At 43.5% G+C, this 15,203-nt stretch carries 10 protein-coding genes and 1 pseudogene; 5 read left to right on the top strand and 6 right to left on the bottom strand.

Going from position 1 to position 15,203, the window contains the following annotated elements; genetic code table 11:
• Window positions 1-371: 371 nt before the first annotated feature.
• A pseudogene (locus MIS45_RS05040) lies at window positions 372-593 on the top strand (DUF1653 domain-containing protein); the annotation flags it as partial.
• Between the two features lie 58 nt (window positions 594-651).
• Here the strand turns inward: MIS45_RS05040 and MIS45_RS05035 are convergent.
• From MIS45_RS05035 to MIS45_RS05025, 3 genes are all read right to left on the bottom strand, one after another.
• Entirely contained in the window at window positions 652-1,020 is a 369-nt protein-coding gene (locus tag MIS45_RS05035) for a YgiW/YdeI family stress tolerance OB fold protein (protein ID WP_249451231.1), read from the bottom strand.
• Between the two features lie 141 nt (window positions 1,021-1,161).
• On the bottom strand, window positions 1,162-2,493 hold the full coding sequence (gene murD / locus MIS45_RS05030; RefSeq protein WP_249451230.1) for a UDP-N-acetylmuramoyl-L-alanine--D-glutamate ligase: 1,332 nt from the start codon (window positions 2,491-2,493) through the stop codon (window positions 1,162-1,164).
• A 119-nt stretch (window positions 2,494-2,612) separates the two neighbouring features.
• On the bottom strand, window positions 2,613-3,464 hold the full coding sequence (locus MIS45_RS05025; RefSeq protein WP_249451229.1) for a hypothetical protein: 852 nt from the start codon (window positions 3,462-3,464) through the stop codon (window positions 2,613-2,615).
• 324 nt (window positions 3,465-3,788) lie between these two features.
• Here MIS45_RS05025 and gatB point away from each other — a divergent pair, with 324 nt between their 5' ends.
• Window positions 3,789-5,222, top strand: coding sequence for an Asp-tRNA(Asn)/Glu-tRNA(Gln) amidotransferase subunit GatB (gene gatB, locus MIS45_RS05020; protein WP_249446462.1), 1,434 nt, complete (start codon window positions 3,789-3,791; stop codon window positions 5,220-5,222).
• Between the two features lie 138 nt (window positions 5,223-5,360).
• Complete coding sequence (locus MIS45_RS05015) at window positions 5,361-6,374, top strand: CAP domain-containing protein (protein WP_249444944.1); 1,014 nt, start codon at window positions 5,361-5,363, stop codon at window positions 6,372-6,374.
• Between the two features lie 457 nt (window positions 6,375-6,831).
• Here the strand turns inward: MIS45_RS05015 and tldD are convergent, their stop codons facing one another.
• Both tldD and MIS45_RS05005 read right to left on the bottom strand, forming a co-directional pair.
• The gene (tldD, locus tag MIS45_RS05010; protein ID WP_249451228.1) at window positions 6,832-8,280 is read right to left on the bottom strand and encodes a metalloprotease TldD; all 1,449 of its coding nucleotides are present in this window, start codon (window positions 8,278-8,280) and stop codon (window positions 6,832-6,834) included.
• A 444-nt stretch (window positions 8,281-8,724) separates the two neighbouring features.
• On the bottom strand, window positions 8,725-8,940 hold the full coding sequence (locus MIS45_RS05005) for a type II toxin-antitoxin system PemK/MazF family toxin (RefSeq protein ID WP_249444942.1): 216 nt from the start codon (window positions 8,938-8,940) through the stop codon (window positions 8,725-8,727).
• A 114-nt stretch (window positions 8,941-9,054) separates the two neighbouring features.
• Between MIS45_RS05005 and MIS45_RS11335 the strand changes: the two genes are divergently transcribed.
• The gene (locus MIS45_RS11335) at window positions 9,055-11,340 is read left to right on the top strand and encodes an N-6 DNA methylase (RefSeq protein WP_283397439.1); all 2,286 of its coding nucleotides are present in this window, start codon (window positions 9,055-9,057) and stop codon (window positions 11,338-11,340) included.
• A gap of 133 nt (window positions 11,341-11,473) precedes the next feature.
• The gene (locus MIS45_RS11330) at window positions 11,474-12,334 is read left to right on the top strand and encodes a type ISP restriction/modification enzyme (RefSeq protein WP_283397438.1); all 861 of its coding nucleotides are present in this window, start codon (window positions 11,474-11,476) and stop codon (window positions 12,332-12,334) included.
• Between the two features lie 67 nt (window positions 12,335-12,401).
• Here MIS45_RS11330 and pepN read toward each other — a convergent pair whose 3' ends face one another.
• Window positions 12,402-15,068: an aminopeptidase N gene (gene pepN / locus MIS45_RS04995; protein WP_249451227.1), complete on the bottom strand. Its 2,667-nt coding sequence runs from the start codon at window positions 15,066-15,068 to the stop codon at window positions 12,402-12,404.
• Window positions 15,069-15,203: the final 135 nt, after the last annotated feature.

The raw sequence follows: 15,203 nt of genomic DNA, 5'->3' as shown, positions 1-15,203 counted from the left end.
ATGGCAACTGTATGGTCAATTCTCAATGTTACTATATCTAGTATTGGTGCGATGGTAGGTTTTGGCTTTGTGGCTAACTGAGGGTGTTTTCATTGTAATAATGACAAACCAAACTGACGGGACATCAGCAGTACAATCTTTTGTTATTACCAATAGTTTAGCCGAAGGTTAAAGTCCTTCCACCCTCACCGAATTTGTTAAGCCCATGCTACTTAAAAATAATAATGTGGCATGGGCTTTTCTCATGTTCTAACTCATTTTCAGACAATCCGCATAGGGTGCATACCACGCACCAACTTCCCCACCATTTTATTTCAGGCTGCCTGAATTTCGGTGCGTAGTACGCACCCTACAAATAAAAGGAAAAAAACATGCAAGAAAACCAAATCCCACGCGGCATCTACCGCCATTACAAAGGCAATCTCTACGAAGTGTTGGAAATCGCCACCCATTCCGAAACGCAAGAAAAACTGGTGGTTTACCGCGCTTTGTATGGCGAATACGGTGTGTGGGTGCGACCGCTCGCCATGTTCGCCGAAACGGTGCAAACCGAAAATGGCACACAAGCACGGTTTGAATTAGTACAAGCGTTTCAGCAGCCTGAAAACCAATTTATGTTTTCAGGCTGCCTAAAATATCTTCAAAAACGAATTATTGGATGATTTCCAATCTATCCACTTCAACTTCCATAGCGCGATTGAAAGAATCTCGGTCTACCTCACCCCAAATGCGTACTTTAGTTTGTGGAGAAACTTTTTGACCACGCCACACATCATCATCAATTTCCACTTTCAAGCTACCCGTTTCATCTTTAAAGAAAAATTTTTCCGAATCCACATGACCAGCTCTACCAGTAATATAGCCTTCCAAAATAACATGATAACCATCGCGCATATTTTGTGTTGCTTGCACCGTATTCATCTGCATATCTGAACTACTTGGCATGTTTTCCACAAATTCAGCGTGCGCAGAAATACTTGCAAAAACCAAAGAGATGATTGCCAACTGCTTCATTTTCATATTTTTGACCTTCCATGATTGAAAAGTAAGATTTTGTTTTTTTAAATTAGAAACTGTCAATAAAACTAACATTTTATTGCAACATTTAACGTTTTCAGGCTGCCTAATACAATGTTTTAATGTAAAGACAGCCTGAAAAAATCACAACGCCTTAAACGTGTCCACAAACACTTCCGCGCGATGAGCATAACCCTTAAACATATCAAAACTCGCACACGCAGGACTTAACAACACAATCTCGCCCGACTGCGCCGCCGCAAACGCCTGTTGCACCGCTTGCGGCAAAGTGTCGCAAAACACCAAATCCACGCCGCAGCCGTCCAAATCACGCGCAATTTTCGGTGCGTCCACGCCAATCAAAAACACCGCTCTCGCCTTGCCGCGCAATACATCGCGCAAAGGCGTGAAATCCTGCCCCTTGCCCATGCCGCCCGCAATCAGCCAAATTTTTTCGCGCAAACCCGCAATCGCCGCCACCGTTGCGCCCACATTCGTGCCTTTGCTGTCGTCAATAAAAATCACGCCGTCTTTCTCACCCACTTTTTCCACACGGTGCGGCAAACCTTTGAATGTTTTTACATTTTTCAATAAAACTTCACGCGCCAAACCAATGCTTTCACACAAAGCCAATGCCGCCAACACATTCGCCGTATTGTGGCTGCCCTGCAAAGAAATGTCATTTTCCTGCATTAAATCAACGCCTTCACATTTCAGGCTGCCTGAAACCGTGTCCAAATAATAATCTGTTGATTTATTTAATGAAAAATATTTTACCGTCCGATGTTCACGCTTCATCGCGCTGCAAAACACATCGTCCGCATTCAAAACCTGCACCGCTTTTCCATTGAAAATCATGTCTTTGGCGCGCGCATAATCCAACAAATCATCGTATCTGTCCAAATGGTCTTCCGACACATTCAAACACGCTGCCGCGTCCGCATTCAAATCATCTGTGGTTTCCAATTGAAAACTGGACAATTCCAATACCCACACATCCGCCGCCTTGCCGCCACGCGCCAACCATGCTTCCAACACAGGCGTACCGATATTGCCCGCCACTACTGTGTCCAAACCTGCGCGTTCACACAAGTGCCCAACCAAACTGGTGGTGGTGGTTTTGCCGTTGCTGCCCGTGATGGCGATGATTTTATCCGATTGATTTTTCAGAATATCCGCCAAAATCGCCACATCGCCGACCACTTTGCCGCCGCGTTCTTCAAATGCACGGATTTCAGGCTGCCTGCGCGTAATCCCTGGACTCAACACCAGCACATCATAGCCCATCAAAGCATCTTTCAGGCTGCCTGAAAAAATGGGAAATTTTGGGAATTTATCTGTTAAATCAACGCGTTGATTATCCGATACATTCGCATCATAAGCCGCCGCGTCCACGCCAATATGCGCGCAATACGCTAACACTGACACACCCGTACCGCCCAATCCTGCGACCAATACTTTTTTGTTGTGTAACATTTTTTGTCCTAATTATTTTGTGAAATCATTTTCAAGCAGCCTAAAACGCCATTTTGCAAGATTGGTTGGATTCAAAAATCCACCTACTTTTCAGGCAGCCTATTTCGTTTTATCTGCGTTTATTTTCTTTCTACACGAACTTCGTGCGACAAAATACGCGGTTCGCCCGTTGGTAGATTCAATTCTTCATCACGACGATACATTAAATCTTCATGCGAAATAAACGCTGATTGCGGCGTAGACGCGACATCAGGAATAGGCGGCGTACTGATTTGTTCCGATGGCGACGATGCAGCATTATTTGGTATCTCATCATCGTCATTTTCAGTTGGTATCGGTTCATTCATTGTTTGACTGCCCGACCAATCATTTTTTGTTTGCGTTAGCATGACACCTTCACTAATTTGTGGATAATCGGTGCTACCGTTGCTGGTGTCGCCCACCGCCACAATTTGCGCCAAAATACGCCGTTTTTGTGCTTGCGCGACTTCTGGACTGCGCCATGCCACGCCTTCTGCTGGCACATGAATAATGGTTTCGCCACCCGATGCTAAACCACCCTCCAAAGTAACGGGCACGCCAATTAATTGTGTTGTGGGTTTGCTATTATCGTCCAAATAAAGACTCAAACTGATGTACACACTGGATGCGGTAAATGAACTTTGATTTTGAATGGCTAATTGAATATGCGGTTCGCCATGAATATAGGCAAAATCTCCTGCTTGTATCGCAATATCATTGCCATTGGTTGGCGATGAATCAAATATCGCCGCAAAGGGAAATGATGCGACATGACTTGTGGATTCATCGGAAGGGCGTAAAGGTGCATTATCATTTAAAGGCTCTTTGAGGGGAATGTTGCTGTGTATATTGGCAGCACTTTCGCCTGCTTTTTGAATGAAGTTATACGCGATGTAACTCATACCGCTGCATATTATAAAAGCAATGAGAAAAATAACTTTTTTATTCATGCTGTGCTTTCTACACTCAATAAGTGTTGTATTCTATCAAAGATTATTTGTTTTCAGGCTGCCTTGATGATGAAAATTTGTGTATGAAAGCAGCCTGAAAAAATGAATGAAGCCTAACCATGTTTGGGTAGCAAGATATTTATGGGAACGCTAATGTAGTAAGAATAGGATTGGGGCTGTTATAATACGCGCTATTTTTCAGGCTGCATATGATAAAAGGGCAGCCTGAAAACCAGAATTTTTTCCATATTTTAACGATAATGCAGCCTGAAAATCTGTTTTCAGGCTGCCTATACATTTATTTCAATATCAGAAAGACCAAAAATGACTTGGGAAACCGTAATCGGACTGGAAATCCACGTCCAACTTAACACCAAATCCAAAATTTTCAGTGGCGCAAGCACCGCTTTTGGCGCAGAACCCAATGCCCACGCCAGCGTGGTGGAATGCGCTTTACCTGGGGCGTTGCCCGTGATGAACCGCGAAGTGGTGGAAAAAGCCATTAAATTGGGCTTGGCACTCAATGCGACCATTAACCGCAAAAATGTGTTTGACCGCAAAAACTATTTCTACCCCGATTTGCCAAAAGGCTATCAAATCAGCCAGTTGGCTTTGCCGATTGTAGAACACGGCAAATTGGATATCGTGGTGGGCGATGAAGTTAAAACGATTAACGTAACCCGCGCCCACATGGAAGAAGACGCAGGCAAATCCGTCCACGAGGGCTTGAATGGCGCAACAGGCATTGACTTGAACCGCGCTGGCACGCCACTTTTGGAAGTGGTTTCCGAACCCGAATTGCGTTCCGCCGCCGAAGCGGTCGCCTACGCCAAAGCCTTGCATGGCTTGGTAACGTGGTTGGATATTTGCGATGGCAATATGGCGGAAGGCTCGTTCCGTGTGGACGCGAATGTGTCGGTACGCCCCAAAGGTCAAGCGGAATTTGGTACGCGCCGTGAAATCAAGAATTTGAATTCGTTCAGATTTTTGGAACAAGCAATCAGCTACGAAGTGGAAGCACAAATTGAAATTTTGGAAGATGGCGGCAAAGTGCAACAAGCCACCATGTTGTTTGACCCTGAAAAAGGCGAAACGCGCGTGATGCGTTTGAAAGAAGACGCGCACGATTACCGCTATTTCCCCGACCCCGATTTGTTGCCCGTCATCATTTCAGACGCACAAATGGACAAAGCCAAATCACAAATGCCTGAATTGCCAAAAGAAATGGCAGCGCGTTTTGTCGCAGATTTTGGCGTGAGCGAATACGATGCGCGTTTGCTGACGGCATCGCGTGTTCAGGCAGCCTTTTTTGAAACGGCGGCGCAAAATTCCAATGGCAACGGCAAATTGGTTGCCAACTGGATGAATGGCGATTTGGCATCGCGTTTGAACAAAGAAGGCATTGATTTACAAGATAATCCGATTACGGCAAACCGTTTGGCGGATTTGGTCAAAAAAATTGCAGACGGCACATTAAGCAGCAAATTGGCAAAACAGGCGTTTGAAGCAATGTGGGCTGAACCCGAATCCAGCATTGAGCAAATCATTGAAAAACACGGTTTGCAGCAAATGACGGACACAGGCGCGATTGAAGCGATTGTGGACGAAGTGTTGGCGAACAATGCCAAAGCCGTTGAACAATTCAAATCGGGCAACGAAAAAGCCTTGAATGCGATTGTCGGTCAAGTGATGAAAGCGTCCAAAGGCAAGGCAAATCCGACCCAAGTTCAGGATTTAGTTAAACAAAAATTGGCGTAATCCTATTTTTGTCAGCAATATGCGGAAAATAATCTTTCAGGCTGCCTTTTGATGAATTAATATTCTATTATGGTTTATTTACCAAGTTATATATTAAGGCAGCCTGAAAATATCCATTATTAAGGATACTAGAAAAGTATGAGTAAAAAACGCCGCAGACATACAGCGACACAATCTTCCCTGTCATTGCGTATTATTTGGTTTTGGATACCAGTGTGTATTGCAATTTTTAGTTTGGTTTATTTATCACAAAAGCGATTTAATCCGCAACGTGAAGCACAAGCTGGCTTGCAACAGTTGAATTATTGGCGTAATCAAGCAGGTTTGATGCCATTGACACGATATGAAATGTTGGAGGAATCGGCTCAAAATCATGCCAAATATTTGAGCAAAGATGCGCATGGACACGATGAATTAAATACCAGCAATCCATTTTTTACGGGAGAAACACCGCAAGTTAGGGCGACGGCTGTGGGATATTCCGCACCAATTGCTGAGAATTTAACCATTGGTAATTTTGCGCGTTCGGGTAAAAGCAGCATTGATGGCTTAATGACGGCAATTTATCATCGTTTATCGCTGCTCAATCCCAATCACGATGAAGCAGGTGCAGCATGGGCAAACGGCAAATACAATGCATTTGTGGTTAATCAAGGCAGCAGTTACGACCGTGAGGTGTGCGACACTCCGCCCAATGGTAAACGCTATATTATGACGATGCCTTGTCGTGGGAAAAGTGTAGAAATTCATTTAGATACACCTCCTCCAAGTCAAGAAATTGCGGTTAAATTTCCCATTGGCGAGAATGCAGAACCTAAATATGATGGCAAGGAAACCCCCAATCCCATGCCACATTATGATAAAACAGGTAATCCTGTAAGCATTGCATTTTATGGGCAAAAAGGCGATATCCGCATGGAGGATTTTCAGATTTTTGCGCCCAATGGCGAAATCACAAAAACAGAAATTTTAACGGTTTCCAGCGACCCAAATAATTTGTTATCTAAAACCGAATTTGCTCTTTTCCCGATTGAACCATTGGCATTTGATACAGAATATCGTGTGGCATTTCATTATCATATGAATGGTGAAAAAAAACTTGAAGAATGGACATTTCGTACACGAAAAAAACGACATTGGTTTGAGTGGTAACCTATTTTCAGCTTAAAATCATGACACAATTTGATTAGCAAAGGTGGATTTTATCTCCGCCTTTTTTACAGTCGTCCCCAAAATATAGTGGATTCAATTTAAATCAGGACAAGGCGACAGAGACCGTCGTGTACACCTATGAAACCTTTGCAAAACTCCTAAAATTTGATATTTAAAAATTTTAATTTTTTGAATTTTAAGAAATTTATTTTTCAAAAAATAGGGTTTTGCAAAGGTTTCAATCCACCTCTACATCAGTTGCAAAATAAATTCTGTAAAAGTTTCAGGTAAAAACCTTTGCAAAACTCAAAATTGCAGGTCGGATTCTTAAATCTGATATTTTTTCATATTTAACAAGTATTTAATTTGATTTAAAATGTCGAATACGATTATCCAACCTATGAGTTTTCAGGCAGCCTGAATAGGTTTTTCAAAGCTTTCTACTTGAAAACAAGTTTTATCTATTCATTTCGCTGCCACCCACAGTCAAGCCTGCATCAATGCGTAAAGTGGGCTGACCGACACCCACAGGCACACTTTGACCGTCTTTACCACAAACGCCCACACCTGTATCCAAAGCCGTATCATTGCCTATCATGGCAATGTGGTTCATGACTTCCGAGCCGCTGCCGATGATGGTTGCGCCTTTTACGGGGTATTGTAATTTGCCTTTTTCCACCCACCACGCTTCGCTTGCGCTGAACACAAATTTACCGCTGGTGATGTCCACTTGTCCACCACCAAAATTCACCGCGTAAATGCCTTTATCCACGCTGGCAATGATTTCTTGTGGGTCATGGTTGCCATTTTCCATAAATGTATTGGTCATACGAGGCATGACAACCGATGAGTAACTTTCGCGTCGTCCATTGCCTGTTACGGGCACACCCATTAAACGTGCGTTGGTTTCGTCCTGCATGTAGCCTGTCAAAATGCCGTCTTCAATCAAAACGGTGCGACCAGTCGGATTGCCTTCATCGTCAATATTCAGGCTGCCTCGTCTATCGGCAATATTTCCTTGGTCAATCACGGTCACGCCTTTGGCGGCAACGCGCTCGCCTATTTTCCCTGAAAATACACTGGTTTGTTTGCGATTGAAATCACCCTCTAAACCATGCCCTACTGCTTCGTGCAGCAATACACCGGGCCAACCATTACCCAATACCACCGTCATGGCACCAGCTGGAGCAGGGCGGGCTTCCAGATTAATCAAGGCTTGTTGTACTGCATGGTTCACATATTCTTTGATTTTGGCATCGTTGAAATAGTTTAAATCTACGCGTCCGCCACCGCCTGCGCTGCCTTGTTCACGGCGTTCGCCTTGTTTGGCGATGACAGTTAAACTCAAACGCACAAGTGGACGAATATCCGCTGCGTGTTTGCCATCCAAACGGGCGATGTAAACCATATCGTGTTCGCAAGTTAAACCTGCCATGACTTGCACGATGCGTGGGTCGGCGGCTTTGGCAAGCTGTTCAATTTTTTGCAATAAAGCCACTTTTTCAGCCGATTGCAGGGTATGAATGGGATTGAATGTGCCGTGAACAGGCTGGCTGAAAGTTGGCACAGGTACGCGAATGGGGGTGTGATTGCCTGCTGCACCAATGACTTTGACGGTTTCTGCAGCGCGTTTGATGGCATCGGCGGTTAAGCTGTCGGCATAGGCAAATGCGGTTTTGTCCCCCGATACGGCACGCACGCCTACACCTTGGTCAATTTGAAAACTGCCAGATTTGACCATGCCTTCATCCAAATGCCAGCTTTCAAAAGCGGTTCTTTGGCAGTAAATATCGGCATAATCAACATGATAGCTGCCAATGATGGACAATGATTTGGCAAGTTCTTCGGCATGGATGTGATTGGCATGTAATAAATTATGGGTTACAGTATCAAATGTATTTTTCATTGTGTGTGAATGTTTCAGGCTGCCTGTAATGAGATAGGCAGCCTGAAACATTAGGAGTGATAAACACCTTAAATTATACGATATTTTGTGTAAAAAATGGCATATAGATATTTAAAATAAACATAACTATAGTGGATTCAATTTAAATCAGGACAAGGCGACAGCGACCGCCGTGTACACATAGTACATAAGGGAGCTGGCAACGCTGTACTGGTTTAAAGTGAATTCACTATAAATAGAATTTGAGTAATAACTACGCAAGCATTCCACCTGCACCATTTGTTTATTGAACTTTGGGAAAGTCAATCTGATTTAGATGCATATTTGCCAAACGATTTTTTGGTTTAAATTGTAGCTAAATTGCTGGCAATCGCAGAGAACAGTATTGCTATTCACACTTTGAAAATTAATAGTTTAATGTTTCAGGCAGCCTGAAATTTATTTTCAGCTTAAAAAAGTCGCCATTTTCGCCAACACTTCATTCATTAAATCAATCGGTAAGGTTTCCAATTTCCTGCCATTTCTTGCGTTAATGTCCAAAGCGCGTGGCTGGTCGGTGCGGATAATGCCTTGTGTTTTGGTGCGCTCGTCCAGATGTACAGCAAAACCTTGTGTTCGCGCAAACTGACTTTTGGTCGTAATCGGCAAAACAATCGGCACTTGAGTTAATATGTTAGATTAGATACATTCTCAAAAGAACTATCAGGCAGCCTGAAAACTTTTTTTTCGCTAAAATAGCCCAGATTATGAATTATTGATTAAGAGAAAATCATCATGCCCATCCAAAACTATCTCCAAGAATGCCACACTTTATTCAATTCAGGTAAAGCCACTGAACACAGTTATCGCCCAGCTTTGCAAAAATTAATCGCCCAACTTGCACCTGAAATTCAAGTAACCAATGAACCCAAACGCATTGCCTGTGGTGCACCAGATTACATTCTCACACGCAATGATTTACCCATTGGCTATATAGAAGCCAAAGATATTGGTGTAGATTTACACCACAAAATCTTGCAAGAACAGTTTGCGCGTTACAAAAGTGCTTTGGATAATCTGATTATTACCGATTATTTACAATTTGAATTTTATCGGGACGGCGAACGTATTGCCCATATTCGTTTGGCAAATTTCTTTATGGGGCAAATGGAAATTTATCACGAAGAATTTGAAAAATTTACCCAACTTATTCAAACATTTGTGCAATATCAAGGGCAAAAAATCAATTCGCCATCGGTTTTGGCAGAAATGATGGCAAACAAAGCTCGCATGATGGCAGATGTGATTAAAAAAGCATTGGAACAAGACGCCAAAAGCGATGGAATCAGCGAATTAGAAAGCTATTTAGAAGGTTTCCGCGAACATTTATTACATGACTTAACTGAAAAGGAATTTGCTGATTTATACGCACAAACATTGGCTTACGGTATGTTTGCTGCACGTTTACACGATGATACGCCCGAAACATTCAGCCGCCATGAAGCAGCCCGACTGTTGCCCAAAAGCAATCCTTTTTTGCGTGAACTCTTCCAAAAATTGGGAGAAGAAAACTTGGATACACGCATTGTGTGGATTGTGGACGTACTTGCCGACATTTTTCGTGTGGCAGACGTGCCAAAAATCTTGAAAGATTTTGGTAAAAACAAACTCACAGACGACCCATTTATCCATTTCTATGAAACCTTTTTGGAAAAATACGACCCCAAAATCCGTAAAGAAAATGGCGTATGGTACACCCCCCAACCTGCCGTACAATTTATTGTCAAAGCCATAGACCAAGCACTCAAAACCCATTTGGGCATCAAACAAGGCTTGCGTGATAACAGCAAAACCGAAATTGCTGTAGAAACCACAGCCAAAAAGCAAGCCAAAGGTGGTGGCTACAAAAGAATCATGACGGACAAAGAAATCCACCGTGTACAAATTTTAGACCCTGCCACAGGTACAGGCACGTTTCTCGCCGAAATCGTACGCCACATTTACGCCCAATTTGGCAAACAAAAAGGCTTATGGCAAAACTATGTACCCACAGATTTAATTCCACGCTTAAACGGTTTTGAATTGATGATGGCAAGTTATGCCATGGCACATTTAAAATTGGACTTGGTTTTGCAAGAAACCGATTTCAGGCTGCCTGAAAACAGCAAACAACGCTTAAACGTTTTCCTAACCGACACTTTGGAAGAACACCACCCCGACACCAACACATTGTTTGCCCAATGGTTGAGCAATGAAGCCAACAGCGCCAATGCGATTAAACGCGACAATCCCATTATGGTGGTAGTCGGTAATCCGCCCTATTTTGGCGAAAGCAAAAACAAAGGCGAATGGATTATGGGTTTAATGGACGATTACAAAAAAGAACCCAATACCGACCAAAAATTAAAAGAACGCAACAGCAAATGGATTAACAACGATTATGTGAAATTTCTTCGCTACGCCCAGCACCATATTGAAAAAACCAAACAAGGCGTTATCGGTTTCATCAATATGAACAGCTATTTAGATGGCGTGATTTTTCGCGGTGTGCGCTGGAATATGCTACAAACTTACGATCAAATCTACATTTTGGATTTACACGGCAACAGTAAAAAGCAGGAAACCGCCCCTGATGGTAGCAAAGACGACAATGTTTTTGATATTACCGAAGGTGTGTGCATCAATATTTTTGTGAAAACGGGCGAGAAAAAGAAAAAAGGCGAATTGGCAAAAGTGTATCACGCCAATTTATTTGGAAAACGTGCCGATAAATTCACATTTTTACAAAATTATGATTTGAATACAGTTTCATGGACAAAATTGCAGCCTAGTGCTCCCGATTATTTCTTTGTGCCAAAAAGCTATAATGCAGATGAATTGGCGAATTATCATAAAATGATTGATTTAATGGAATTATTCCCAATAAATAGTGTGGGAATTGTTACTGCTCGTGATGATTTGTGCATTCAAGCAAGCAAAGAAAGAATGAAATATATTTTAGATGAATTTGTGAATTTGGAAACAGAAAGTGCACGAACACGATTTAATTTAGGTAAAGATGTGCGCGATTGGAATGTATAGTCGTAGAAGTGAAAAAACAGTACAAGGCGACAACGTCCGCCGTGTGTGAAAACACATAAGGACGTTGGCAACGCTGTAATGATTTTTCAATTCTGCGACTATAGCAGATGCACAAACAGATGTGAAAAATCATTTGGAAACACACCAAATTGTGCCGATTGCCTACCGACCATTTGATACACGTTATACATTTTTCACAGGTAACAGCAAAGGTTTTCATTGTATGCCACGTGGTAATGTGATGAAACATTTTGTAGGAAAAATAAATTTAGGTTTATGCCTAACAAAACAATTTAAATCAGGCTCAACTTATCAGCATTGTTTAATTAGTGAAACTATCATGGAATCTGGTTATGTTTCCAATAAAACCAGTGAGATAACAAGTATTTTCCCTTTGTATGTGTACCCCGATAACCAATCCTTAAATTTTTCAGGCAGCCTGCAACGCCAGCCCAATATCAATGAAACCATTGTCAAAAAAATCGCCAAAATCATCAAAAAAGATTGGGGAAGTGATGATTTTACGCCTGAAAATTTATTGGACTACATTTATGCCGTATTACACAGCCCCAACTATCGGACAAAATACGCCGAAATGCTGAAAACCAATTTCCCACGCATTCCTTATCCCGAAAATGCAAGCGAATTTTTCCGTTTAGCAGATTTGGGCAAAGAATTGCGTTTGTGGCACACGCTCAAACACGATGATTGCGATATGGCAAATTTCATCACCGAATTTAACGCCGAAAATCCTGATATGACGGTGGATAAATTGAAATACGAAAATGAAACCGTGTTTTGGAGCAAAACAGGCAGCCTGAAAGGTGTGCCGCAAACCGTGTGGGAAATGTATATTGGCGGTTATCAGCCAGCGCAAAAATGGCTGAAAGACCGCAAAGGGCAAACGCTGACTGTGGCTGATTTAGAGCATTATCAAAAAATGATTTTGGCTTTATCCAAAACGCTGGAAATCATGCAACAGATTGATAAATAAAAATTTCAGGCAGCCTGAATTGTTGTTCAGGCTGCCTGAAATTCATTTTTCGCTGGACGCGCAGTCCTTACGCCAAGATTTTTTCCACAATCTCCCGCACATCTTTGGATAAATTTGGCAATGCCTCAATCGCCTCCAATTCCCCACGCATCAAGGCTTGACGTTGCGGCTCAATCCGTTTCAGCAAATTAAACGCGCGCGCCAAACCTGCCGCCACTTGCGGATTGAATTCATCAATTTTTTTGATGTGTTCCGCCACAAAAGCGTAACCCGAACCGTCAAGTGCATGAAAATGCGGCACATTCCGCGCAAACGTGCCAATCAAAGCGCGAACTTTATTTGGATTGGTCAGCGCAAAACGCGGATGATTTAAGGCAGCCTGAACCTGCGCCAAAGTGTCCGCACGGCGACTGCACGCAATCAGCGAGAAATATTTATCCATTACAAGGGCTTGGTCATCAAATTTCGCGGCAAATCGCGCCAATAATTCATCGCGTTTCGCGCTCGCATTGCTGTTGATGGACGACAACACGCCCCATTCGTGGGTCATGTTTTTCCGCGCCATTTCATCATAATGTTCAAACACTTGCTCAATGGTTGCCGATTCATCAAAACGATGAATCAATGGGAAACACGCATATTGCAAAGCGCGTAAACCTGCATCTTGCGGATTGTATTCATAAATTTCAATTTCTTTGCCGCGTTTGTCCGCGTTTTCCGCTTCACGCGCATTGAGCGCATTCGCCAACAATTCGCCATGCAAAGCGTGGGCGATTTCGTCCAACAAGGCTTCACGCGCCATCGCCACCAGCACGGGGTTGATGTTGTCGCGCTCGCCCCACAATTCGGCTTCGGCTGGCACTTGCAACAGCATGGCTTTGAATGCCGCGTCCATGTCATTGTCATTCAAAATATTACGCAAGGCATGGATTAACAAAGTATGTTCGGGCGGATTATTGCCGTTTTGCAAAGCGGTTTCGTTTTCGGCAATAGCGCGGCGGAACAAAGTTTGCCCCGCTTCCCAACGCGCAAATTCATCGTCATCGTGCGCCAACAACAAGGCAAGTTGTTCATTTGTATAATCAAATTGCAAATGCACGGGCGCAGAAAAACCACGCAATAATGACGGTGTAACGGCATTCGCGTTTTCAATCAAAAATTCAAATGATTGCTCGGTTTGATTGAGCGTCAAAACGATTTCTTGGCGTGTTTCATCATTTTCAGGCTGCCTGAAAGCGATTTTTGCGCCTTTTTCATCAAAAAATGCGATAGAAAGTGGCATCATCATCGGCTGTTTCGCTGATGACGGCATATCGGGCGTGTCGGGCAAACTTTGTTTCACATTCAAAATGTATTTGCCGTCTTTCAGGCTGCCTGAAACTTTGAGCGTGGGCGTACCCGCTTGCGAATACCACAATGCAAATTGTTCAAAATCAAAGCCATTTGCGTCCGCCATTGCCGCGCGGAAATCATCGCAGGTTACGGCTTGACCGTCATGGCGTTCAAAATACAATTTCATGCCTTTTTGGAAACCTTCTTCGCCCAAAAAAGTGTGGTACATCCGCACAACTTCCGCGCCTTTTTCGTACACGGTCATGGTGTAAAAATTGTTCATTTCCACATAGCTGGCTGGGCGGACGGGGTGTGCCATTGGCGATGCGTCTTCGGCAAATTGATGTATTCTCAATAATTTCACATTTTCAATGCGGCGCACGGCACGGCTGGCGCGGTCGCCTGAAAATTCTTGGTCGCGGAACACGGTCAAGCCTTCTTTGAGCGACAGTTGGAACCAATCGCGGCAGGTTACGCGGTTGCCTGTCCAGTTGTGGAAATATTCGTGGGCAATCACGGCTTCTACACCTTCAAAATCCGCGTCTGTGGCGGTGCGGCTGTCGGCAAGGACGTATTTGGTATTGAAAATATTTAAGCCTTTGTTTTCCATCGCGCCCATATTGAAATCGCCGACCGCCACGACCATGTAGATGTCCAAATCGTATTCCAAGCCGAAACGTGTTTCGTCCCATTTCATTGAATTTTTTAATGCTTCAATGGCGAATGGCACTTGTGGCGTGTCTTCGGCGCGGGTGTAGAACTCAATTTCTACGCGGCGACCGCTTTGTGTGATGAAAAAATCCGATGTCAAAGCCAAATCGCCTGCCACCAGCGCAAATAAATAAGTCGGTTTCACATGGGGGTCGTGCCACACGGCAAAATGTCGCCCGTCATTCAGGCTGCCTGAACGGATTTTGTTGCCATTTGACAGCAAAACGGGGAATTTGTCGGCATTTGCGCGAATTTCTGTGGTGAATTCGCCCATCACGTCTGGGCGGTCGGGGTGGAATGTGATTTTGCGGAAACCTTCGGGTTCGCATTGGGTGTAGAGATTGCCACCACTTTCGTATAAACCATTGAAAGATTTGTTTTTGCTTGGCTCAACGCGCGTTTCAATCGTTAAAATAAATGGAATATTCGGGGTATTTTTGATGATGAGTGTTTCGTTGGCGGTATCTAATTGGTATGCGTTTTCAGGCTGCTTTTCGCCGTTGATTGCCAATGAAATCAACTCGGCATCGCCGGGTAGTTTCAGGCCGCCTTGTGTGCTGGTTTGGGGTTCAATGTGCAGCGTGGCGGTTACGTAAGTGTGCGTGTCTTCAATTTCAAACAATAAATCGGTTTTGGGCACAAGATGAGTCGGTGCGGTGTAGTCTTTTAAATATTTGACGATTTGGGTCATGTTTTTTCCTTAAATGTATTTTTCAGGCTGCCTGAAAAGCAAAAAGCGTTATCGCTAGGGGCTGTTGACAATTTGGGCGCGGAGTTGGTTTTTCAGGCAAAATCGCCAAATTCAAGGAAAAAATGCGAGCCAATG

Source organism: Wielerella bovis, assembly GCF_022354465.1.
GTDB classification, from domain to species: domain Bacteria; phylum Pseudomonadota; class Gammaproteobacteria; order Burkholderiales; family Neisseriaceae; genus Wielerella; species Wielerella bovis.
Note: the sequence above shows the minus strand (reverse complement) of the source record. Positions and strands in the feature narration are given on the sequence as shown.